21 protein-coding genes, 1 tRNA gene and 1 pseudogene are annotated in these 21,341 nt (G+C 60.6%); 10 read left to right on the top strand and 13 right to left on the bottom strand.

Features of this window, described 5'->3' with window-relative positions; all coding sequences use genetic code 11:
* Nucleotides 1-2: 2 nt before the first annotated feature.
* Complete coding sequence (gene pfkB, locus JFT63_RS14570; protein ID WP_198844197.1) at nt 3-923, bottom strand: 1-phosphofructokinase; 921 nt, start codon at nt 921-923, stop codon at nt 3-5.
* Nucleotides 924-3,782, bottom strand: a complete 2,859-nt coding sequence (ptsP, locus tag JFT63_RS14575) for a phosphoenolpyruvate--protein phosphotransferase (protein WP_198844198.1) — start codon at nt 3,780-3,782, stop codon at nt 924-926.
* A gap of 293 nt (nt 3,783-4,075) precedes the next feature.
* Here ptsP and cra point away from each other — a divergent pair, with 293 nt between their 5' ends.
* A complete protein-coding gene (gene cra, locus JFT63_RS14580; RefSeq protein WP_057701643.1) occupies nt 4,076-5,071 on the top strand; it encodes a catabolite repressor/activator in 996 nt (331 codons plus the stop codon).
* Between the two features lie 2 nt (nt 5,072-5,073).
* Complete coding sequence (locus tag JFT63_RS14585; protein ID WP_198844199.1) at nt 5,074-5,850, top strand: TatD family hydrolase; 777 nt, start codon at nt 5,074-5,076, stop codon at nt 5,848-5,850.
* Here JFT63_RS14585 and JFT63_RS14590 read toward each other — a convergent pair.
* The 6 genes and pseudogenes from JFT63_RS14590 to JFT63_RS14610 all read right to left on the bottom strand — a co-directional run bounded on the left by JFT63_RS14590 (nt 5,797) and on the right by JFT63_RS14610 (nt 12,571).
* The gene (locus JFT63_RS14590; RefSeq protein ID WP_057701645.1) at nt 5,797-6,225 is read right to left on the bottom strand and encodes a hypothetical protein; all 429 of its coding nucleotides are present in this window, start codon (nt 6,223-6,225) and stop codon (nt 5,797-5,799) included. The genes JFT63_RS14585 and JFT63_RS14590 overlap by 54 nt on opposite strands.
* A gap of 125 nt (nt 6,226-6,350) precedes the next feature.
* The gene (locus JFT63_RS30095) at nt 6,351-7,280 is read right to left on the bottom strand and encodes a methyl-accepting chemotaxis protein (protein ID WP_407071379.1); all 930 of its coding nucleotides are present in this window, start codon (nt 7,278-7,280) and stop codon (nt 6,351-6,353) included.
* A pseudogene (locus JFT63_RS30100) lies at nt 7,257-8,378 on the bottom strand (methyl-accepting chemotaxis protein); the annotation flags it as partial. The gene JFT63_RS30095 and the pseudogene JFT63_RS30100, both read right to left, overlap by 24 nt.
* Nucleotides 8,379-8,959: 581 nt before the next feature.
* Entirely contained in the window at nt 8,960-9,796 is an 837-nt protein-coding gene (gene ampE, locus JFT63_RS14600) for a regulatory signaling modulator protein AmpE (RefSeq protein WP_057701647.1), read from the bottom strand.
* The gene (ampD, locus tag JFT63_RS14605; RefSeq protein ID WP_057701648.1) at nt 9,793-10,356 is read right to left on the bottom strand and encodes a 1,6-anhydro-N-acetylmuramyl-L-alanine amidase AmpD; all 564 of its coding nucleotides are present in this window, start codon (nt 10,354-10,356) and stop codon (nt 9,793-9,795) included. The genes ampE and ampD overlap by 4 nt, the downstream gene beginning before the upstream one ends.
* Before the next feature lie 61 nt (nt 10,357-10,417).
* A complete protein-coding gene (locus JFT63_RS14610) occupies nt 10,418-12,571 on the bottom strand; it encodes a DUF1631 domain-containing protein (protein WP_198844200.1) in 2,154 nt (717 codons plus the stop codon).
* Between the two features lie 246 nt (nt 12,572-12,817).
* Here JFT63_RS14610 and nadC point away from each other — a divergent pair, with 246 nt between their 5' ends.
* Nucleotides 12,818-13,666 (top strand): carboxylating nicotinate-nucleotide diphosphorylase, encoded by an 849-nt coding sequence (gene nadC, locus JFT63_RS14615; RefSeq protein WP_057701650.1) that lies wholly within the window; start codon nt 12,818-12,820, stop codon nt 13,664-13,666.
* A gap of 70 nt (nt 13,667-13,736) precedes the next feature.
* Here nadC and JFT63_RS14620 read toward each other — a convergent pair whose 3' ends face one another.
* The 3 genes from JFT63_RS14620 to JFT63_RS14630 form a co-directional block, all read right to left on the bottom strand.
* On the bottom strand, nt 13,737-14,042 hold the full coding sequence (locus tag JFT63_RS14620; protein ID WP_198707983.1) for a DUF6388 family protein: 306 nt from the start codon (nt 14,040-14,042) through the stop codon (nt 13,737-13,739).
* A gap of 150 nt (nt 14,043-14,192) precedes the next feature.
* A tRNA-Thr gene (locus JFT63_RS14625) sits at nt 14,193-14,265 on the bottom strand.
* A 63-nt stretch (nt 14,266-14,328) separates the two neighbouring features.
* Nucleotides 14,329-14,742, bottom strand: coding sequence for a pilin (locus tag JFT63_RS14630; protein WP_057701652.1), 414 nt, complete (start codon nt 14,740-14,742; stop codon nt 14,329-14,331).
* A 199-nt stretch (nt 14,743-14,941) separates the two neighbouring features.
* Between JFT63_RS14630 and JFT63_RS14635 the strand changes: the two genes are divergently transcribed.
* Genes JFT63_RS14635 through yacG form a run of 4 tightly spaced genes read left to right on the top strand, consistent with a single transcriptional unit; the run spans nt 14,942 to nt 17,830 of the window.
* Nucleotides 14,942-16,150 (top strand): type II secretion system F family protein, encoded by a 1,209-nt coding sequence (locus tag JFT63_RS14635; RefSeq protein ID WP_198844201.1) that lies wholly within the window; start codon nt 14,942-14,944, stop codon nt 16,148-16,150.
* Nucleotides 16,147-17,013, top strand: coding sequence for a prepilin peptidase (locus JFT63_RS14640; protein ID WP_057701654.1), 867 nt, complete (start codon nt 16,147-16,149; stop codon nt 17,011-17,013). The genes JFT63_RS14635 and JFT63_RS14640 overlap by 4 nt, the downstream gene beginning before the upstream one ends.
* Nucleotides 17,010-17,633: a dephospho-CoA kinase gene (gene coaE, locus JFT63_RS14645; protein ID WP_057701655.1), complete on the top strand. Its 624-nt coding sequence runs from the start codon at nt 17,010-17,012 to the stop codon at nt 17,631-17,633. The genes JFT63_RS14640 and coaE overlap by 4 nt, the downstream gene beginning before the upstream one ends.
* Nucleotides 17,630-17,830, top strand: a complete 201-nt coding sequence (gene yacG / locus JFT63_RS14650) for a DNA gyrase inhibitor YacG (protein WP_005784677.1) — start codon at nt 17,630-17,632, stop codon at nt 17,828-17,830. The genes coaE and yacG overlap by 4 nt, the downstream gene beginning before the upstream one ends.
* Here the strand turns inward: yacG and JFT63_RS14655 are convergent.
* Entirely contained in the window at nt 17,827-18,042 is a 216-nt protein-coding gene (locus JFT63_RS14655) for a hypothetical protein (RefSeq protein ID WP_003171680.1), read from the bottom strand. The genes yacG and JFT63_RS14655 overlap by 4 nt on opposite strands.
* Nucleotides 18,043-18,106: 64 nt before the next feature.
* Nucleotides 18,107-18,796, bottom strand: a complete 690-nt coding sequence (locus JFT63_RS14660) for an energy-coupling factor ABC transporter permease (RefSeq protein ID WP_198844202.1) — start codon at nt 18,794-18,796, stop codon at nt 18,107-18,109.
* 163 nt (nt 18,797-18,959) lie between these two features.
* Here JFT63_RS14660 and JFT63_RS14665 point away from each other — a divergent pair, with 163 nt between their 5' ends.
* Genes JFT63_RS14665 through JFT63_RS14675 form a run of 3 tightly spaced genes read left to right on the top strand, consistent with a single transcriptional unit; the run spans nt 18,960 to nt 21,175 of the window.
* Nucleotides 18,960-19,589 (top strand): DUF1780 domain-containing protein, encoded by a 630-nt coding sequence (locus JFT63_RS14665; protein ID WP_003188431.1) that lies wholly within the window; start codon nt 18,960-18,962, stop codon nt 19,587-19,589.
* 53 nt (nt 19,590-19,642) lie between these two features.
* Nucleotides 19,643-19,816, top strand: a complete 174-nt coding sequence (locus JFT63_RS14670; protein WP_005784671.1) for a DUF3094 family protein — start codon at nt 19,643-19,645, stop codon at nt 19,814-19,816.
* Nucleotides 19,817-19,876: 60 nt separating this feature from the next.
* Nucleotides 19,877-21,175, top strand: a complete 1,299-nt coding sequence (locus JFT63_RS14675; protein WP_057701659.1) for an NAD(P)/FAD-dependent oxidoreductase — start codon at nt 19,877-19,879, stop codon at nt 21,173-21,175.
* Nucleotides 21,176-21,341 lie beyond the last annotated feature (166 nt).

The following is a 21,341-nucleotide window of genomic DNA, read 5'->3' on the forward strand; positions in this document are numbered from 1 at the left end:
TCTTATTGTTCTGTCAGCGTGCGTACGTCGACGCCGCTTTCAAGGCGCGCCAACTGCGCGTCATCGCTGATGCCGAAACCGATCTGCGTGACGGCCATCGCGGCAATCGCTGTAGCGCGGCGCAAGGTGTGCTCAGGCGTATCGCCACTGAGCAAACCGTGGAGCATCCCGGCCAGCAGCGAGTCGCCAGCACCCACGGTACTGGCCACCGTCACCTTGGGCGGCGTGGCGTGCAGCGCCGCGCCTGGGCGATACCAGGTCACACCCGCGGCGCCATCGGAAACAACTACATGTTCGACGCCTTGCTGATGCAGTCGGCTGATGGAATCGGTGGCATTATCCAGGGCCTCGGCCAGCTCTTCGGTATTGGGTTTGACCAGCCACGGGCCAACCTCCAACCCCAGGCGCAGCGCTTCACCACTGGTGTCCAGGGCCACTTTCAACCCGAGGTTTTTCAACGCCTCCAGCAACCCTTTAAACCACTGCGGGCTGACGCCGCGCGGCAAGCTGCCGGCCACCACCACCGCATCGAACTCCGGGCCAATCATCGCGATCATCTTGAGCAGCGCTTTTTGCGCCTGCTCATCCACCAGCGGCCCCGGAGCATTGATGTCGGTGACACGCCCATCCTGTTCGGCAATCTTGATGTTGCTACGGGTTTCGCCGGGGACACGTATGAAGGCATCGCCAAACCCACGGCGTTTGATCAGTGCATCGAAAGCCTGCGGGTTGGCGCTACCGAGAAACCCGCCCACACTGACGTAGTGGCCCAGGTCGGCCAGCACCTGAGCCACGTTCACGCCCTTGCCGGCCGCGTGGGTCAACATCGCTTCACTGCGATTAACTTCGCCGGGGTCCAGGCGCGCAAGGCGCACCGTGAGGTCCAACGCCGGGTTCAGCGTCAGGGTCAAAATCTTCGCCATCTACACGGCCTCCACTAGGGCACGCACTTGCGCGGGCGAACCCACCGCCAGTGCCTGTTGCGCCAGGCTCTGGGCCTCGCTCAGACTGAATTCGCGCACCCGCGCCTTCACTTCCGGAATGCTGCGGGCCGACACGCTCAACTCATCCACCCCCAGGCCCACCAGCACCGGCACCGCCAGCGGGTCTGCCGCCAACTCGCCGCACACGCCGACCCATTTGCCATGGGCATGGGCCGCGCGCACGGTGATGTCGATCAGTTGCAAGACCGCCGGGTGCAAGCCATCGGCCTGGGCCGACAGGGTCGGGTGGCCGCGGTCGATGGCCAGGGTGTACTGGGTGAGGTCGTTGGTGCCGACGCTGAAAAAATCCACTTCCTTGGCCAGCACCGGCGCCAGCAAGGCGGCTGACGGCACTTCGATCATGATGCCCAGTTGCAAATCGGCGACCGGGATTTCCAGGCGCAGGCGCTCGGTCATATCCCGGGCGGCGCGCCATTCATCCACGCTGCCGACCATGGGGAACATGATGCGCAGCGGTCGGTTATCCGCCGAACGCAGCAGTGCACGCAGTTGCGCTTCCATGATCTGCGGGCGCTGCAAGGTCAGGCGAATGCCGCGCACGCCAAGGAAGGGGTTTTCTTCCTGGGCGATGGGCCAATAGGGCAAGGGTTTATCACCGCCCACATCAAGGGTGCGCACCACCAGCGGGCGACCGCCGAGCCCATCGAGGACGCGGCGGTACTCGGCTTCCTGGGTAGCCTCGTCCGGCGCCTGTGGGTGGGCCATGAAAATCAGTTCGGTGCGCAGCAGGCCAATGCCTTCGGCGCCCTGCTCCACCGCACTCGCCACACCAGCGCTTTCACCGATATTGGCGAAAACTTCCACGGCGTGACCGTCACGGGTCAGCGCCGCTTCGTGGCGTTGAGCCGACGCGGCTTGCAGGCGTTGCTCGCGGGTGTCGCGTTCTACGGTGGCGCGTTGCAGGGTAGCGGTGTCGGGGCCGACATGCAGGCGACCACGCTGACCGTCGAGCAACAGCGGCGTACCGGCGCGCAGCAACAGCACCGCAGCACCGGCGCCGACCAGAGCGGGAATTCCCAGGGCGCGGGCGACGATGGCGCTGTGAGCGGTGGCACCACCACGGGCGGTCAGAATGCCGGCCACGCGGGCCGGGTCCAGACGCGCAACGTCCGAAGGGCCGACTTCATCCATCACCAGAATGTAGGGCTCGTTGGGTTCCTGGGCAGTTTCTACGCCGCACAACTGCGCCAGCACGCGACGGCCGATGTCACGCAGGTCGGCGGCGCGCTCGGCCAGCAAGGCGTCCTGCAAGGCTTCCTGCTGCCTGGCGGCGGCTTCGATCACGCTCATCCACGCGGCTTCGGCGCTTTCGCCTTGCTTGAGGCGGGTGTCGACTTCGTCGGTCAGTTCCGGGTCGTCGAGCATTTCCTGATGGGTGATGAAAATCTCGCGGATGGCCTTGGCCTGGCTGCGTTCGATCAGGCCCTGAATATCCTTGCGCACATCGCCCAGGGCGGTGTGCAGGCGCTGGCGTTCGATGGCGACAGACTCACCGCGCAGGGGGTAATCGAACAGCTGTGGAATCTGGATATGCGCCGGGCCGATGGCGATGCCGGGCGCGGCGGCGATGGCCTGGATCTGGCTACCGCTTGATGGCGCGCTGAGCACCGGCTCGATATCCACAGGGGCAGGCTGGGCGCTCAGGGTCGGCAATGGCTCGACCTCTTCGCCAAGGCCTTCTTCGACGGCGGCCAACAGTGCAGGCAGGGCATCGCCGGCAATCGTCGGCTCGGCAACAAACTCCAGCACCTGGCCGCGACGCGCACCGAGGCTGAGCAACTTGCTCAGGCTTTTAACCGACACCGCGCCCACGGGGCCATCAACGATGCGCACGCGGATATCGCCGTCAAAACTTTTGGCCAGTTGCGCAAGGATCTTGGCCGGGCGGGCGTGCAAGCCATGGGCGTTGGCCAAGGTGATGCGCGCGCTGGGCCAGTCCGGCGGCAATTCACCGCCCAGCACTTCCAGCACCGCACGGCTGCTGGTGGCGCGGCCCAGTTCCTGGCCGCGCCCTTCAATCAACAGGGCACACAAGCGTTCAAGCAAGGTTTGATGGGCTTCGCCCAGGCTCGCCAGGCAGAACAGGCCGTGCAGGGGCTGGCCGAGGTAGCGCATGGGTTTGTCCGGTGTGACAAACGCCAGGCCCGGGCGCTTGACCGTCTGTTCACTGTGCAGCCACCACAGGCCATCGCCCAGGGGCAACGCGTCAACCTGTTGCAACACCGCGGCAAAACCATTGCTCACGCAGTCGGCCTGGCGCAGCAGGCGTGCACCGCGCCACACCAGCTCTTCAAAATCATCGGCAGACACACCCAGGCTGATCATCTGCGCATCCAGTGCCAGTTCCTGCGGCGCACCTTGCAGCAGCTTCAACAATGCTTCGGCGCTGCCGGCACGGCGCAAGGCCTGGCCGAGGTCGGTTTCACCGAGGGCGCGGGTCAGCAGTTGCAACAGGCGCAGGTGTTCGTCGGATTTGGCGGCGATGCCGATGGCCAGGTAAACGATGTGGCCATCGCCCCAGTCCACCCCTTCGGGGAACTGCAGCAGGCGCACACCGGTGGTGAACACCTGGTCGCGGGTTTCGGGGGTGCCGTGGGGAATGGCGATGCCCTGGCCGAGAAAGGTCGAACCCTGGGCTTCACGGGCTTGCAAGCCACTGAGATACCCCTCGGCAACCAGGCCATCGGCCACCAGTTTGTCAGCGAGCAGGTGCAAGGCAGCAGATTTATCCACAGCCACCTGGCCCATGGATATCTGCTCTACAGTGAGCTCAAGCATGCCGTTCTCCTAGTTAGTGCGATGTGCGCACTAGGTATTGTTTTGAATAAATCAGCGCGAGACGTTCAAAAATAACTGACTGAGTGGTCAATTGGCAGTAGCCACTCAGGGGCGAACATCGTAAAAATACGCTTGCTGAAACGTTTAATCTAGAATTTATGGCAGATTACGCGTTAATTGCGCAAGCTTGAAGCACCACTCGGCGCCTGTCGTGGGACATTGGTCGTGAGCTGGAATCGGTTACGATTGGACAAAATGTCGGGGCACGCTCTAAAAAACAAGGAAATCCCGGTTTGAAACTCAGCGATATTGCACGTCTGGCCGGTGTGTCCGTCACCACCGCCAGCTATGTCATCAACGGCAAGGCCGAACAGCAGCGCATCAGCAACGCAACCGTTGAGCGTGTGCGTGCCGTGGTCCAGGCCCATGGTTTTACCCCCAACCCTCAAGCCGCCGGGCTGCGCAGCCGGCATACGCGCACCCTGGGGTTCATCCTGCCAGACCTGGAAAACCCCAGTTACGCTCGCATTGCCAAGCTGCTGGAGCAAGGCGCACGGGCACGGGGTTATCAGTTGCTGATTGCCAGTTCCGATGACGAGGCCGACAGCGAACGCCAACTGCTGCAACTGTTCCGTGCGCGGCGCTGCGATGCGTTGTTCGTCGCCAGTTGCCTGCCGGCCAGTGATGACAGCTATCGCGACTTGCAAGCCAAGGGGTTGCCGGTGATCGCCATCGACCGGGTGATGGAGCCTGAGCAGTTCTGTTCAGTGGTCAGCGATGACCACCAGGCCTGCCAGCAACTCACCAGCAGCCTGCTGCAACCGCTGCCCAAGCAAATCGCGCTGATTGGCGCACGTCCCGAGCTGAGCATCAGCCAGGAACGTACCGCCGGTTTTCGTGAAGCGCTGCAAGACTTCACCGGCGAAGTGATCATCGAACAGGGCGAAGCTTTCAGCCGTGACTGCGGCCGACAGCTGATGGAGCAACTGCTGCAACGTCTGGGGCATTTGCCTGACGCGCTGGTGACCACTTCCTACGTGCTGCTGCAAGGTGTGTTCGATGCGCTGCATGATTTCCCGCTCCGGTCGCGGCCGCTGCGCCTGGGCACGTTCGGCGACACCCAATTGCTGGACTTCCTGCCACTGCCCGTCAACGCCATGGCCCAGCAACATCAACTGATCGCCGAAACCGCACTGCGCCTGGCACTGGCGGCCATTGAAGAAGAGCAGTACCAACCGGGCGTGCACGCGATTGGCCGCACGTTCAAGCAGCGCATTCACGAGGCCTGAGCGTGGAGCTGATCGACACCCACACCCACCTGGACTTTGCGGATTTCGATCACGACCGCCCGCAAGTCCTCACCCACAGCCGTGAACTCGGGGTGCGGCGTCTGGTGGTCCTGGGGGTGTATCAGCAGAATTGGCAGCGGCTGTGGGATCTGGTGCAGCAGGACGAAGGCTTGTTCGCGGCCTTCGGCTTGCATCCGGTGTATCTCGATGAGCATCGTCCTGCCGACCTGCTGGCGTTGGGCGACTGGTTGACGCGCTTGCACAGCCATCGGCAACTCTGCGCCGTGGGCGAAATCGGCCTGGATTACTTCCTTGAACACCTGGATCGCGAGCGCCAGCAAAGCCTGTTCGAGGCCCAGCTGAAACTCGCGGCGGACTTCCAACTGCCCGCCTTGCTGCATGTACGCCGCAGCCACGCCGCCGTGATTGCCACCCTCAAGCGCATCCGCCTGTCACGGGGCGGGATCATCCATGCGTTCGCCGGCAGCGTTGAAGAGGCCCGCGAGTACATCAAGCTGGGTTTCAAACTCGGCCTGGGCGGCGCTGCCACCTGGCCCCAGGCCCTGCGCATGCACAAGGTACTGGCCCAACTGCCCCTTGAAGCCGTGGTACTGGAAACCGACTCGCCGGACATGGCCCCGGCCATGTACCCCAACCAACGCAATAGCCCGCAGCACCTCCCGGCTATCTGCACCGCCCTGGCTGAGCGCATGGGCATCAGCCCTCTATTGCTGAGTGAGACGAGCACACGCAATGCGTGCGAGCTGTTCAACTGGTAGCGGGCTGACGACTTGCAAGCTCAAGGTCATCCTTTGCCGATAACGGGCGTAGCGCACGACCAGAAAATGAATCGACACCGTCACCAGCGAAATGTAGAACTGCCCGATCACGCTGAGCAGCCCCAACCACTCTGCGAACAACGCCATCAGCAAGGTGGCGCAGGTGAGCATGATCATGCTGGGCCGCACCAGCGCCCATTGGTCCAGGGCGCGAAACTGACGCAACTGCTTGTGGCAGCACAGCTTCAAGCCCGAATGGCAGTACGCGCAGTCAAACGGTACTTCAATGGCGATGGCGTTCAGTTGCCAGGGCTTGAGCTCAAACGTCATGTCGCACTGGGCACAGTGCCCTTTGATGCCGATTGCAGCGGCCATCGTCGTATCCTCTCGTGACCGTGACTGATGAAATAAATTCTCACCCATTCACGTCGCGATAAAACACAGCCCGGCAAATCAGGACAAATGCCACGTGACTCACGGCGTGGTCCCACAGAAAATTCTTACACCCGAAACGCGCCAATCAATTGCTTCAACTCAATGACCTGCGCCGACAACTGCCGGCTGGCCGCTTCGGTCTGTTGAGCGCCTTGTGCCGCATGTTCACCGGCGCGATTGATTTGCACAATATTCTGGTCAATGTCGTGAGCGACCGCCGTTTGCTGCTCGACGGCAGCCGCGATCTGCTGGTTCTGGTCCACAATCATTCCTACAGCACCGAGGATATTTTCCAGGGCGTGCTGGACCTTTTCAGACTGCCCTACCGTGCCACTCGCCATTTCATGGCTGCTGCCCATCGCCTTCACCGCTGCGCCGACGCCACTGTGCAAGCGCATGATCATTTGCTCGATTTCTTCAGTGGAGTGCTGAGTACGCCGAGCCAGGGTGCGGACCTCATCGGCCACTACGGCAAAACCGCGTCCTTGTTCACCAGCGCGCGCAGCTTCGATGGCGGCGTTGAGCGCCAACAAATTGGTCTGTTCGGCAATGCTTTTGATCACCTCCAGTACGCTGCTGATGGACTGGCTATCGGCCGCCAACTGGTTGATCACCCGCACCGACTCATCGATCTCCAAAGCCAGGCGTGCGATGCCGCTTTGTTGAGATTGCACCAGCGCCCGCCCGCTGACGGTTTCATCATTGACGCTTTGTGCACTGTTGACGGCCGCCGCCGCGCTGCGCGCCACTTCCTGGGCGGTGGCAGACATCTGGTTCATCGCCGTTGCCACTTGCTCGATCTGGCTGCGCTGGCCGGATACCGCCTGGTTACTCTGCGCCGATACCGCTTGCACCTGGCCGGCCTGCAACTCGACCTGGCTGACCGTATGCCCGACGCGCTCGATCAGGTCGTGAATTTTGGCCACGGTGCCATTGAATACCTGGCCCAAATCGCCCAACTCATCGCGGCTGTGAGCAACGAACGTGACCGTCATGTCACCGGCCGCGACTTTGTCCATCATCGCTCCCAGGCTGCGCAAGGTCGTGCGGGTGGAGACAAAGAAACCTGCATATAAATAGAAAATCAGCGCAAACACCGCCACCAGGGCCGCGACCAGCAACACCATGTGCAAGCGGTTCTGCGCCAGACGTTGCTCCAGTTGCTGCCCAATGAACGCCAGGGTGGCGTCATCGAGTTGATAGGTCTTGGCCATCAGTTGGCTGACGCCGTCATAAAAACCTTGCCAGGGTGTGTCCAGCGTCTCGGCCATCACCACCTGCTCTTCGAACAGCTCACTGCCTTGCTTGAGACTGGCCTGGCTGGCTTGCGCCAAGCTATCGAGTGCTGCGTGCGCGGCGTTGCTGGCGCCCAGCGCGTCGTGCAGCTTCAAGCCGTATTCGCCCTGGAGCTTTTCGACCTGCTGCAACAGCTCGTCAAAGCGCGTGCTGGAGGAAGAATTGATAAACCCCTGGCCCAGGGAATACGCACCCATCGCGCGGCCCTCACCCAGCAGTTGCGTAACCTGCGGAGTGACCGCAGTGACCAGGTCGCTGAGCTGGCGCAGATCACTCTGTGCATCACGGCTCAGGCCGGCTTGGCTGGCGATGATTTGGCTGAGCATCTGGGCCTGGTTGAGTAACTTGCCGATCAACGCCGCTTTGTTGAGCAACGAGGTTTCCTGCTGTTGGACCTTGAACGCGTCGATCAGCTCGTCGCGCTTGTTTTCAAAGACTTCGACTTGCTCAGGCTGCGTCGCCATGGCGTGCAACCCCTGCAACCGCTCCAGCACACGTTGCTCCAGTTCATTGATCTGCGCCTCTAGATCCGCCGCCTTGCCGGACTGCCCGAGGATGACGTTGATCTGTACCTGGTTATTCAGCGTTTCCAACTCACGACGCAATGCCAGGCTGCTGCCAAGCAGGTCGAGACTTTGCAGTTCGATACGGGTGCCCTGAAATTCGCGCCACGAGTCACGCACCAGGTAATAGTTGGTCGCCAGCATCGGCAGCAGGAACAGCACGCTGATCAGGCTGAACTTCATGCCGAAGCTCAGGCGGTTCATCAGCGCAACGGCAGGATAGAGCAAGCTCATCACAGGTGATCTCCCCTTCTTTTATTGTTATTGAGGCGCAGGGCGGCGGCAGATAGCCACTATTTGGCGCTCTGTCTGTATAGCTCAATTCGAAGGGAAGTTTTGTAACGTAAGGTTAACGGCAGATCCGGAGAGCACATGTAGGAGGGCTTGCCCCCGTAACCACGATGCGAAGCGAGCCGCTCTTGATCTGCTTTTGATCTTGATCTTAAGCGCCCCGTCAAACCACGCTGGCCGGAATTCGACAGGGATTTGGGGGGTAAACCGGCAGGGATGCCGGTTTAGCCGCCCCGCGCCATGGATGGCGCGTGGCGGCGGCCCCCCAAATCACTGGCGGATTACGGGCACACCGAGCCCAAGCGAGGTGCCGAGTGGTGGGGCAAGAGCGCTTTGGTTACTTTCGCGCTTTTCGAAAGTGACCCGCTGTAAAAGCGGAACCAATAGCAGCCGTGACCCAAATAACGGATATGTACTCGATCAAAGCCCAACATCCTGGTCGGCCCTGAGGCCGCCATCGGGGGCAAGCCCCCTCCCACAAGTACAGCGCCGCACCAGAAAGCAAGCCCCCCCCCAACAGTTGCTCAGGGCAATACAGTCCAGATCGCAAACCCGGCATACCACAACACCGCCGCACGCAGCAGCAGCTCCCACAACCGATCCAGGCTGTTGATACCATCGGCCCCCACCACCGGAGGAGGGATTTCAGCCGCCGCCAGGCCGACTTTTTCCATCAACTGCGCCGCACTGATATCCCAGCTCAGCAGTTCGTGGAGCATCACACGACTGACCCCGACAAAGTTGCCCACCAAAGCAAAGCTCGCCGCCAGCAGGCGTACCGGCAACCAGTCAAACGCATGGCGCAATTGCGCGGCGCGTTCAGCCACCAGCGGGTTCTGGCTGTGCTCGCTGGCCAGCGCCAACAGCCGATAGGCCAAAGCGGCCACCGGGCCCAGCAGGAAATACCAGAAAATCACCGCAAAAAAGCTCTGGTACGCCTGCCACAGCAGATGACCCTGAACCCTCTCCAGCAATTGCTCACCACTGTCGGCGCCAAGCTTCAGGTCGCGCTCGGCCACATGCTCTGCGGCTTGCAGATCACCGCGTCGCCAGGCATCGCGGAACGGACCAAGGCCTGCCAGTAAATCACCACGACCCAGGCTATAAATCACCACCAGGATGTGCACCGGCAGCGCCAACAGGCCATAGGCCACCGGCTCCAGTACCAACAACAACAGCGCCAGCAACGCTACCGGCAGCAGCACCAGTATCGTCAGGATCAGCCAGGGTCGCTTGCCCATGCGCGGGCTCGACTCCAGTTTGGCCAACTCACGCAGCCATCCGCCGTCGCGCTGCAACCGCAGGCGCAAGGCCGAGAACTTCTCGATCCACACCGCCAGCACCAACACCAGGAAACTCATTGTTCGTGTCCTCCATCCTGCAGGGCGCCGAGAAAGCGTGCCCAATCAAAAGCCGGGCCCGGGTCGGTCTTGCGTCCCGGGGCGATATCGCTGTGACCACAAATCCGCTGACGAGTGATTTTTGGGTAAGCCTTGAGCAACTGGCGCGTCAGTTCGATCAGCGCCGCGTACTGGGCATCGGTGAACGGCAGTTCGTCCGTACCTTCAAGTTCGATCCCCAGCGAGAAATCATTGCACACCTCGCGCCCCTCGAAGCTGGAAATACCGGCGTGCCAGGCACGGTCCTGGCACGAGACAAATTGCGTGACAGTACCGTCACGTTCAATCAGAAAATGCGCAGACACGCGTAGGTGGGCGATACCGGCAAAGTAGGGATGCTCTGAAACATCCAGGCGATTCTGAAAAAACGCCTGCACCTTGCCCGTGGCGAACTGCGCAGGAGGCAAGCTGATGTTATGCACCACCAACAGCGAGATTTCGCCTTCAGGGCGCTCGTTGAAGTTGGGCGAAGGGCAAAGACGGATGCCCTGGCACCAACCGCTGGCGGGGTCCAACTGCATACAGGCTCCTGAAATGAGACGAGGTGTTACCAGTATGCCGCGTTCCACCCTGCGGTTGCGATCACTTGCCGCGTTTGAGTTGACGCAGATCGCCCATCACCGCAGCCAGCGCACGCTCAAACAAAGGGCCATCGTCCAACGTGCGCAGTGCGCCACACTTGAACGCCTGGGCTAATTGGACGGTAGTTTTTTCCAGCACCTTAAGCCCGGTGCGGCTGACGAAAATACAGGTATCGTCAGGCGGCATGATTGCCGTCAACTTGCAGCGCAGGGGGGTCTGTTGATCTTGCTCAAACGCTACCCAGGCGCCGACCCGCAACTGACTGGCCTTGATCAGATCGAGGTCATCTTTGGGCAGCGACTCAACGACGGTCGGCACACCAGCGCCAAGCATAAAAGGCTCGCGGACTTCGACCAGCACTTGGGCTGGGTCGCCCTCGCACGACTGAACGTGCGTGGCCTGCAACCGTTGGAAAAACTCACGGGTGCTGAAAGGATCGAACGCCGCAGCGGCCAAACCGTCACGCAATGCCTTGAGCAACACGGGCAGTTGCTCAAGCAAATGCCGGCCCGCTTCGGTGTCTTCCCGCAGGCCGACGCTCCAGACCAACTCATCCAGAGTACGCAGCGCCGCCTGCCATTGCAGCGATTGTTCGCCATGCTTGAGCATGGCCAATAACAACACCTGGCCCCAGGCCTGCTGAAGGAATTGCACCACAAACTGCGGCAGAACCTTGCCCGCCAGCCTTCGATCAAGCACTTGCGCCACACGCTGGCGGGCAGTCTCAGTATGCAAGCGCGCCTGCTCGGCCTCACGGGTATGGCGTTCAAGCAACTGGCTGCGCCTGCATTCATCCGCGGTAAACGCGCTGAACTGTGTCAGTAGCTGGGAAAAAATCGCCGGGTCTTCAACAAATTCATTCAATAAACGCTGAACCACCTGTTCCACACGCTGGTACAGAGCATCGTGGCAGGCGTTTTGCGGCGGGCTCCAGCCCATGACGGCGCTCGCGATGTCATTGAGCAAACGTCGCGCCGGATGGCTCGCGCAACTGAACAGGCTCTTGTCCAGCACGGCGACTTTCAGCAAGGGTATCTGTAAACGGGCGATCAGGCCCTTGAACGCGTCCGGCACACTGCTATCAGCGAGGATGAACGCAAACAGCATAGCGAACAGATTGATGACATCTTCGTCAGCATCTTCCAGGACCCGCGACTTGCCACTCTTGACGCTGACTCGGGTGAGCAGCTGTTCAAGCTGGTTACGCAGGTCAAAATCGTCTTCAGCCTCAGGCTCGGGGACGTACTGCTGCAAATGCGACAGCAGGCGCAGCAGATCACGGGTGGCAATGGGTTGCGGCTCGGCACTGGCTTCGAGGGTCGGTACCACGCTGCCACGCACGGCTTGCAGTAATTTCTGCAACGCGCTGAACGCTTGCTGGCCGCTCTCATCGAGCGGCGGGTCGACGATCGGCTGGCTGGCGTGGTGGTGTTCCCGGCTGGCGCGCCCGCCGGGACGACGGGACGGCACAGCCTTGAGTTCGGGCAGCACGCCGACCGCGACCAGCAGTTGATTGGCTTCGCCGTACAACAGGTCAGCGTCACTGAGCACGTATTTTTCAAAGAGTTTGAGCATGATCAGCTTGACGCGAATTTCCACCCCCAGGCTGCGCCCTGCCTGCAGGAAAAACTCACACAGCAATGCCGGGCCCAGCGGATTTTCATGATCCTCCAGGCGCCTGCCCAGCAATTGGCTCATGCGTGCGCTCAACTGTCCCAGGGCCAAACCATCACGATGTCGCACCCGACTGAGCATGGCCTCAAGGGCTACGGCTTTTTCCACATCGTCGGCGCTGGTACCGGATACCGCTTCGTAGGACACCACCGGCACCAGCTGCAAGTCGCCGCTTCCGAACTGCCCCAGATTGGCGAAGGCGACAAACAGTTGCTCCATGAACACGCGCTCGAAGTTCTTGCGCTTGAGGCGCAGATCGCGCATCGCCTCGAAAAAAATATGATGGTCGACGGTGCTCCGGGCCTTATCAGCCATTTCGAACAGGGTGTCGTCGGCGTTATCGAACAGTTCCTGCAAACCCTGTTGCAACTGTTGCGCAGCCTTGTCACGTACCTGCAGCAACACCACCGGCAGGCGCGCGAGCGGCGATGGCGTGGCCTGTGCCCTGTTGATAGGCACCACCTTTCCGTCATTGTGCATCCTGGCCTCCTGAAACGGCGGTGTTGTGAGGGGTAAAGAACGGGGGCAGGCACGACAGTGTGCTGCAAATAAACCGATTACCGCCTGGACGTCAAAGCTATGACGCCAATTGCAAGGCGCGAGATTATCTTGCAAACGAGGGTGGTTGCGCCAGCAAACTCTGCCTTTGCGCTGTAAATGAGCGGCGCGCTGGGTTCAAACGCACGCAACCCCTATAATCCCGGCACTTTGTTTGTGGAGCCTGTTATGCCGAACCTCCGTCTTGCCGACCTCACCGCCGAAATCGAAGCCAACGTGCGCCGCGCACTGCTGGAGGACGTCGGCAGCGGTGATATCACCGCGCAGTTGATCCCGGCCGAACGGCTGGCCAAGGCCACGATCATTACCCGCGAAGCGGCCGTGATTGCCGGTACGGCCTGGGTAGATGCGGTATTTCGCCAACTGGACCCACGGGTCGCCGTGCATTGGCAGGTGGCCGACGGTGAACGTGTCAGCCCCAACCAGGCGCTGTTCCACCTTGAAGGCCCGGCCCGCTCGCTGCTCACGGGTGAACGCAGTGCGTTGAATTTTTTGCAGATGCTGTCAGGTGTCGCCACCCGAGCGCAGTTCCTGGCGGACTTTGTTGCCAGCACCCAGGTCAAGCTGCTGGACACCCGCAAGACACTTCCGGGCCTGCGCCTGGCGCAGAAATACGCGGTCACCTGTGGCGGTTGCCACAATCACCGCATCGGGCTGTATGACGCGTTCCTGATAAAGGAAAACCATATTGCCGCCTGCGGTGGCATTGCCCAGGCGATTACGGCCGCCCACAAGATCGCCCCAGGCAAGCCGGTGGAAATCGAGGTGGAGAACCTGGCGGAGTTGCGTGACGCCCTGGCGGCGGGAGCCGACATCATCATGCTTGATGAACTGAGCCTGGAAGACATGCGCGAGGCCGTGCGCTTGAACGCCGGCAAGGCCAAGCTGGAAGCCAGCGGCGGGATCAATGAAAGTACCCTGCTGCCAATCGCTGAAACCGGCGTGGACTTCATCTCCATCGGCGCGATGACCAAGGATGTGAAGGCAGTGGACCTGTCGATGCGTCTGAGTATCTAAAGCGCGGAGCTATTGTTGTGGCGAGGGAGCAAGCTCCCTCGCCACAACAAGCCCGCCCCGCCATCAGCGCTTAAACTACAAGATTATTCATCTCGCAGTACTCTTCCCATTCGACGCCCAGCACCTCGGCGGCCTCTTTATGCAAGGCCAACCGCGCAGCTTCGAATTCTTCCGGTGTCGAGGTGTACTTGAGGGTCAACTCCCAAGGCTGGAGGTTCTGGCTCTCTGCCTCATCCTCGAATGCCCACTGAATCTGATCGCGCTGGTCGTCAGCACTCAGGTCCTTGATCTCTTCTTTAAGCTGCGGCGTCGCCTCAAGGTATTTCTGGAGGGCTTCTTCGTGACGCGCTTGCTGGGTCATCTCAGTCGTGGTCATGTTGTTCTCTTAGATCAAGGAATGGGGATGCATCTGGGTCATCAAGGTTGCGCAGATACAAAAGAGCGGGCGCGAATGCCAACTCGTCTGGCCTTCAGAACCATTCTGGGATCATCTGAAAACATTGCCTTTGAAGCAGTGGTGCGTTTTTGCCCGAGACAGGAATCGAACCTGCGACCTTCGCGTTACGAGTGCGCTGCTCTACCGGCTGAGCTACACGGGCGGTGGGCTAAAGCTAGCACTGCATTGGTCATGCAGCAACTGACTCGCTCACCGCCCGGCGCCATCACGCGCCGTTGGCAGAGCAGCCCTTGGCAACGTACTGCGGATCCGCGGTGGTGGCACAGGTCCATCCGCTGGTTGCGCTGCGGGTCAAGGTGATGGTCTTGCCCAGCACGGGCGCAGGTGCATCAAGGATTTCACAGCTGATGGCGCCGGCGCCCGAGGCTACATCCCCTGTCACGTCGATCTTGCAATTGGCGGTCGGGCTGTTGCCGCCGATCAACGACACAGTAGGCACAGTGCCCTGGTTGATGACGTCTTCATAGCCGGCCTTCAGCGCGCTGATTTCAGCCAGCCCCGCCGTAAACTTGGCCTTGGCCTGGTGCTTGGTGTACAGGGGCAAACCGATGGTGGCCAAAATGCCGATGATTGCCACGACGATCAACAACTCGATCAAGGTAAAGCCTTTTTGACGCATCTCTTTCACTCTCCAGAATAAAACCATGACAAGGCGCGTCCTGCGCCCCGAAGTGTGCAACGGCGCCAGTGTACCCACCCCCACCGAGCCCATCGCCTGCAAGACGCACATTCTGACACTTTATCCCATAACACCAGCCGTCCCGAATTCGCCGCCTGACTACGCTATAAATTCTTCACTGCCGGGTGCGCAAACCACTATGAACGACACGTCAACGATCTATGCCTGGGAAGGCATCAACCGCAAAGGACGCAGGGTGACCGGGCAAATCGCTGGCAGCAGCCTTGCGCTGATCAAGGCGCAACTGCGCCAGCAAGGGATCTGCCCGGAGCGCGTGCGCAAGAAAACGCGATCACTGTCGGTTCTCACCCCGCGAATATTGCCAGCCGATATCGGTCTGTTCACACGGCAGTTGGCGACACTGCTCAAAGCTGGCATCCCGCTGCTGCAAGCCTTCGACATCATCAGCGAGGGTTTTGAAAACCAGCAGGTGCGTGAGCTGGTCAGGGCGTTGAAACAACAGATCGCCAGCGGCAACAACCTGGCCGCAGCGCTACGCCTGCATCCGCGTTATTTCGATGACCTGTACTGCAACCTGGTAGCCGCCGGAGAGCAGGCCGGGGCCCTGGAAACCCTGCTTGAACGCGTGGCTATTGATCTGGAAAAAAGCCAACAGCTCAAAGCCAGGATCAAAAAAGCCATGACTTACCCGGTCGCCGTCCTGGTGGTCGCTACACTGGTCAGCACAGTGCTGTTGATACACGTCGTGCCACAGTTCCAGCATCTGTTTGCCGGGGTCGACAGCCAACTGCCCGGGTTCACCCTGGGGGTCATTGCGCTGTCCGAGTTCCTGCAACAGGCGTGGTGGATACTCGCGCTGGTGCTGGCCTTGGGGGCGGGTGGGCTGCGCTATGCCTACCGTCTTTACCCAGGTTTTCGCCATTGGCTGCAAGCGAGTTTGTTGAAAGCGCCCCTGGCAGGCAAACTGCTGCAAAAATCAGCCGTCGCCCGCTACGCACGCACGCTCTCTACCACGTTTGCAGCGGGTGTCCCGCTGGTGCAGGCATTGGGCTCGGTAGCCGGGGCCGTCGGCAATGAACCCTTCAAACAGGCAATCGAACGTATGCGCCACGATGTATCCACAGGCATGCAGTTGAATCAATCCATGCACAGCTGCGGTTTGTTTCCCGCTATGGCGATCCAGATGACCACCATTGGAGAAGAGTCCGGCACCCTGGACCGGATGCTGGAAAAAGTCGCGAACCACTACGAGTCAGACGTAGACACCCTGGTCGATAACCTCACCAGCTTGATGGAACCGATGATCATGGTTGTTCTGGGGGCCATTGTCGGCGCGCTGGTGATCGCGATGTACCTGCCGGTCTTTCAATTGGGTACGGCATTTTGAGCCTGCTGCTGAGCGAGCAGCCTTGGGTGTTTGTCTGCACGACACTGATACTGGGCCTGATCATCGGCAGCTTTATCAACGTGCTGGTGTGGCGCCTGCCCAAAATGCTCGAACGCGAATGGCGCGCCCAGGCCAATGAGGTTCTCGGCCTGCCCACCGAGCCCGCCGGGCCGGTATACAACCTGATGCGCCCGAACTCCTGCTGTCCGCGCTGCAACCAGCCGATTCGGCCGTGGGAAAATATTCCGCTGCTCAGCTTCCTGATGCTCAGCGGTCGATGCGCCCATTGCCGTGAGCCCATCAGCACCCGCTATCCCCTGACCGAAGTTGCGTGCGCACTGATCACCGCCGCCGTTGCCTGGCATTTCGGCTTCGGCTGGCAAGCCGCTGCGGTGATGTTGCTGAGCTGGGGCTTGCTGGCCATGAGCCTGATTGACCTGGACCACCAATTGCTGCCGGATGTACTGGTATTGCCACTGCTCTGGCTGGGGCTGATCTTCAACAGCACCGACCTGCTGGCGACACTGCCCGATGCGCTGTGGGGCGCGGTCATTGGCTACATGAGTCTATGGAGCGTGTTCTGGCTGTTCAAGCTGGTCACCGGCAAGGATGGCATGGGCCATGGCGACTTCAAGTTACTGGCATTGCTGGGGGCCTGGGGTGGCTGGCAGATCCTGCCGATGACGCTGCTGATGGCCTCCTTGATGGGGGTGTTTGCAGGGCTGATCCTGCTGCGTTTGCGCAAGGCCCAAACGTCGACGCCGATGCCCTTTGGGCCGTGCCTGGCAATTGCCGGCTGGATTGCATTGCTCTGGGGTGGTCAAATAACCGACTTCTATTTGCAGTCTGTCGGTTTCAGATGACCACTTCTGTCGCAACACCCTGGATTCTTGGCCTCACAGGCGGCATTGGCAGCGGCAAAAGCGCTGCGGCCGAGCACTTTATCTACCTGGGCATCGACCTGGTGGACGCCGATCATGCTGCCCGCTGGGTCGTCGAACCCGGGCGGCCGGCGCTGGCGCGCATTGCCGAGCATTTCGGCGAGACCGTGCTGTTACCCGACGGCCAGCTGGATCGAGCCGCGTTGCGCAAACTGATCTTTGAAGTACCGCAAGAACGCCTGTGGCTGGAAGCCTTGTTGCACCCGCTGATCGCCGAAGAAATTCGCAGCCACCTGGCACGCGCCCAGTCGCCTTACGCGATCCTGGTGTCTCCGCTGCTGATCGAGTCCGGCCAATACAGCATGACCCAGCGCATTCTGGTGATCGACGTGCCGCAATCGCTGCAGATTCAGCGTACCCTGCAGCGCGATGGCATCAGCGAACAGCAGGTGCAGGCGATTCTCAAGGCCCAGTCGAGCCGCGAAGACCGCCTGAACCATGCCGATGACGTGCTGGTCAACGATAAGGACCTTGCCTGGCTGCACGGCGAGGTCGAGCGACTGCACCACTTTTACCTTACTTTGCGTGGAGGCCGATCATGAGCCAACCCTTGACCGTCGACTGCCCAACCTGCGGTGCACCCGTGGAATGGAAAGCGGCCAACCTCAACCGGCCGTTTTGCTCGGACCGTTGCAAACTCATCGACCTGGGTGCCTGGGCCGCAGAGGAACACAAAATCCCCGTGGCCCCGGATGCTGAAGACGAACTGTTTTCCGAAGACTTGCCGCCGCGCCACTAAGGCCGCATAAAGGCATATTCCTGCTGGTCGTCGAGATTTTCTGCCAGGTATTGCAGCTCGTCGGCCAGGTCCTCAAAACTGCGTACACCCTTGCTTTGCTGTACCACGGCACTGAGCATGGCGCGCAAGGTCAAGCCTGGGTCAAAACCGATTTCCTGCGCTGCGTCCTGGCTTCTGCGCAACTCCTGCCGTGCCCACTCGTACACACTCATGATCCGTGCTCCTGAAAATTTTGCAGAGCATGGACCTGCGTCGTTGCGCGGGATTTGACCTGGATCAACGCCGTGAATCGTCGTCCTTCCAGGGGGCCGAGAGATAGCGGGTTCGGTTGAAGGTCTCAAGCCATTCCGGGCAAAACACCACCAATGCGCTGACGACCATGCCGTTGATGAAAGCCTCAGGGAAGATGATCAGCCACAGGTAACCTACAAAGTCTTCCAACCATTGCGGCATCGCAAAGCGGCCGTCGAACCACAACAGGCCCAGGCCGACCAACAGGCACAACAATGCCGACAGCGCCGCCGCAAAAAAGCCGGAACAGAAGATATACACAAAGGGATTTCGCGGCTGCGCCCGTTCCACCAACAGCGCGCAGCCTTCAGTGACCAGCACCGGCAGCCCGACCAGAAGCAAGCCGTTGACGCCGAGCGCAGCCAGGTCCTGGCGCCCCAGCAGCATCAAGCCAAGCTGGGCGGCGAAGCCACCGATGATTGCCAGCGGCCAATCCAGCAGCAAGGTCACGGCGGTCATGCCGATAAAGTGGTAAGAGACCCCGGTATCGAAATCCCGCCGCACCAGCCACAGCATAAACAAGGCGAACACCGTACCGAACAGCAAATGCTGGCGCCGTCGGTCGGCGAACAATTCGACCCAGGGCGAGCGCAACATCGCCCATATCACCACCGGCGCATATAACAGCCAGCCGATGCCGAGGGTCGATGGCGCCAGAACAGCTGCACTGATCACAGATGCACTACCTTTATGAAAAACCTCACCACACACCTCATCCCTGGGCTTGCTGCCGAGTGAGCAGTCTACACCCGCGCTTTAACATTACCTGGGCTGGTGTGAGTTTCAAATGTGGGAGCAAGACTTCCTGTGGTCATCATTTGAACGCTAAGCTGGGACTATGGATGACTCAGATTATTTGCGCCTGCTCACCGTAGCAGCCGAACAAGCCAATGCGTTTCTGTCCAATGCCCGCAAGTGGGAGCGTGAGCGTTGGGTCTGCCAGCGCCTGCTGCAAGGCTTGAACGTGCCCTACCGTGTCGAAGAGTTTCACGCTGCCGGCCAGGAGCCGCCGGATGTACTGTTTCGTGATGCCAGTTTCGAGGTGTTTTTCGTGCTGGACGAGGGGCGCCGTCTGAACGACGAATGGCGCGACGAATTATTACGCAGGCGCAGCGCGTTCTCCTTGAGCCAACTGGTGCGGCGCGAAGCCAAGCCACGGCGTATTCCCGCCCATGAGTTTTTGTTGCGCCTGGCACCGACACTGCGCAAAAAAGCGCATAACTACAAAGAACGCGGCATGGACCTGGGGGAGCTGGACCTTATCGCTTTCACCAGCCTCAAACGCGAAGTGCTGGATCTCAACAGCCACTTTCCGCCGCCAACCGAATACCTGCGCCAGGGCTGGCGTTCACTGTCACTGGTGGGACCGACCTTCGCGCGTGTACTGTTCGCACATCCAGACGCGCCGGACTTCTTGCGCAACAACCTGGGCCGCAGCATAGTGTTCGATGTGGGCATCAGCCTTTAATCCCCTGGCTGTAACGTGGCGCCCTTTTGCAACGTCTACCTGACGAGGCCTTTATGACCAGCCGCCTGAACCCCGATGACCAACAGCATGTCCAAGAGTACCTGCAACTCTCCCAGCACAGAGTCGAGCGCAAGCCTTTCCGGCCATGGCTGCTCCTTTGTGTGGTGCTGGTAGTGGTGATCGGGCTCGGCGTACTGAGCCGCCTATTGAGTTACCTGACGCTATGAGCTGCCTGGCGCTCGCGGGGGTAACTGCTCCGATTTCTTTTAGCCTTGCGAGATATCCCCATGACCCATCGTATTATTATCGTCGGCGGCGGCGCCGGCGGCCTGGAGTTGGCTACCCGCCTGGGTAAAACTCTGGGCAAGCGCGGCAAGGCCAGCATCACGCTGGTCGACACCAACCTGACTCACATCTGGAAGCCTCTGCTGCACGAAGTGGCTGCCGGCTCGCTGAACTCTTCGGAAGACGAACTCAATTATGTCGCCCAGGCAAAATGGAACCACTTTGAGTTCCAGCTTGGGCGCATGAGTGGGCTCGACCGTGAACAGAAAAAAATCCAGCTGGCCGCCACCCTCGATGAAGAAGGCCGCGAGCTGGTGCCCGCGCGCGTGCTGGGCTATGACACCCTGGTCATTGCCGTAGGCAGCACCACCAACGACTTCGGCACCGAGGGCGCGGCGCAGCATTGCCTGTTCCTCGATACCCGCAAACAGGCCGAGCGCTTCCACCAACAGTTGCTCAACCACTATCTGCGCGCCCACGCCGGGCAAACCGATGCCGTTGAGCAAATCAGCGTGGCTATCGTCGGTGCCGGCGCCACCGGGGTGGAGCTGGCCGCTGAGCTGCATAACGCAGCCCATGAGCTGGCCGCCTATGGCCTGGACCGCATCAAGCCGGAAAACATGCACATCACCCTGATCGAAGCCGGACCGCGGGTATTGCCTGCCCTGCCGGAGCGCATCGGCGGCCCGGTGCATAAAACCCTGGAAAAACTCGGGGTGACCGTGCTGACCAACTCGGCGGTCAGCGAAGTGACGGCCGACGCGCTGATTACCAGCAGCGGCCAAGTGATTCCCGCCAGCCTCAAGGTATGGGCAGCCGGGATCCGCGCACCGGGCTTCCTCAAGGACATCGATGGCCTGGAAACCAACCGCATCAATCAGCTGCAAGTGTTGCAAACGCTGCAAACCACTCGCGATGAAAACATCTTCGCCTTTGGCGATTGCGCCGCCTGCCCTCAACCGGGCACCGACCGCAACGTGCCGCCGAGGGCCCAGGCCGCGCATCAGCAGGCTTCGTTGCTGGCCAAGTCGCTGAAATTGCGCATTGAAGGCAAGGAACTGCCGACCTACAAGTACACCGACTACGGCTCACTGATCTCGCTGTCGCGGTTCTCGGCGGTAGGTAACCTGATGGGTAACCTGACTGGCAGCGTGATGCTGGAGGGCTGGTTGGCGCGGATGTTCTACGTGTCGCTGTACCGTATGCACCAGATGGCGCTGTACGGGTTCTTCCGCACGGCGATGCTGATGCTGGGCAGCAAGATCGGCCGAGGCACCGAACCGCGCCTCAAACTCCACTAACAACGCATAACCCCTGTGGGAGGGGGCTTGCTCCCGATAGCGGTGTGTCAGTTAATGAATACTTAGCTGACCCACCGCTATCGGGAGCAAGCCCCCTCCCACATTTGTTTTGAGGAGAATTCAGGATTCGCGCGCGCAAAAAAAATCCCCGTATCTTTCGATACGA

The organism is Pseudomonas sp. MF7453 (assembly GCF_016405455.1).
Classification (GTDB): domain Bacteria; phylum Pseudomonadota; class Gammaproteobacteria; order Pseudomonadales; family Pseudomonadaceae; genus Aquipseudomonas; species Aquipseudomonas paralactis.

Coding starts and splice junctions, on each gene's coding strand:
- pfkB (WP_198844197.1), bottom strand. CDS start 923: ATGGCGAAGATTTTGACCCTGACGCTGAACCCGGCGTTGGACCTCACG.
- ptsP (WP_198844198.1), bottom strand. CDS start 3,782: ATGCTTGAGCTCACTGTAGAGCAGATATCCATGGGCCAGGTGGCTGTG.
- JFT63_RS14590 (WP_057701645.1), bottom strand. CDS start 6,225: ATGGCCGCTGCAATCGGCATCAAAGGGCACTGTGCCCAGTGCGACATG.
- JFT63_RS30095 (WP_407071379.1), bottom strand. CDS start 7,280: ATGACGGTCACGTTCGTTGCTCACAGCCGCGATGAGTTGGGCGATTTG.
- ampE (WP_057701647.1), bottom strand. CDS start 9,796: ATGAGTTTCCTGGTGTTGGTGCTGGCGGTGTGGATCGAGAAGTTCTCG.
- ampD (WP_057701648.1), bottom strand. CDS start 10,356: ATGCAGTTGGACCCCGCCAGCGGTTGGTGCCAGGGCATCCGTCTTTGC.
- JFT63_RS14610 (WP_198844200.1), bottom strand. CDS start 12,571: ATGCACAATGACGGAAAGGTGGTGCCTATCAACAGGGCACAGGCCACG.
- nadC (WP_057701650.1), top strand. CDS start 12,818: ATGCCGAACCTCCGTCTTGCCGACCTCACCGCCGAAATCGAAGCCAAC.
- JFT63_RS14620 (WP_198707983.1), bottom strand. CDS start 14,042: ATGACCACGACTGAGATGACCCAGCAAGCGCGTCACGAAGAAGCCCTC.
- JFT63_RS14630 (WP_057701652.1), bottom strand. CDS start 14,742: ATGCGTCAAAAAGGCTTTACCTTGATCGAGTTGTTGATCGTCGTGGCA.
- JFT63_RS14635 (WP_198844201.1), top strand. CDS start 14,942: ATGAACGACACGTCAACGATCTATGCCTGGGAAGGCATCAACCGCAAA.
- coaE (WP_057701655.1), top strand. CDS start 17,010: ATGACCACTTCTGTCGCAACACCCTGGATTCTTGGCCTCACAGGCGGC.
- yacG (WP_005784677.1), top strand. CDS start 17,630: ATGAGCCAACCCTTGACCGTCGACTGCCCAACCTGCGGTGCACCCGTG.
- JFT63_RS14655 (WP_003171680.1), bottom strand. CDS start 18,042: ATGAGTGTGTACGAGTGGGCACGGCAGGAGTTGCGCAGAAGCCAGGAC.
- JFT63_RS14665 (WP_003188431.1), top strand. CDS start 18,960: ATGGATGACTCAGATTATTTGCGCCTGCTCACCGTAGCAGCCGAACAA.
- JFT63_RS14670 (WP_005784671.1), top strand. CDS start 19,643: ATGACCAGCCGCCTGAACCCCGATGACCAACAGCATGTCCAAGAGTAC.
- JFT63_RS14675 (WP_057701659.1), top strand. CDS start 19,877: ATGACCCATCGTATTATTATCGTCGGCGGCGGCGCCGGCGGCCTGGAG.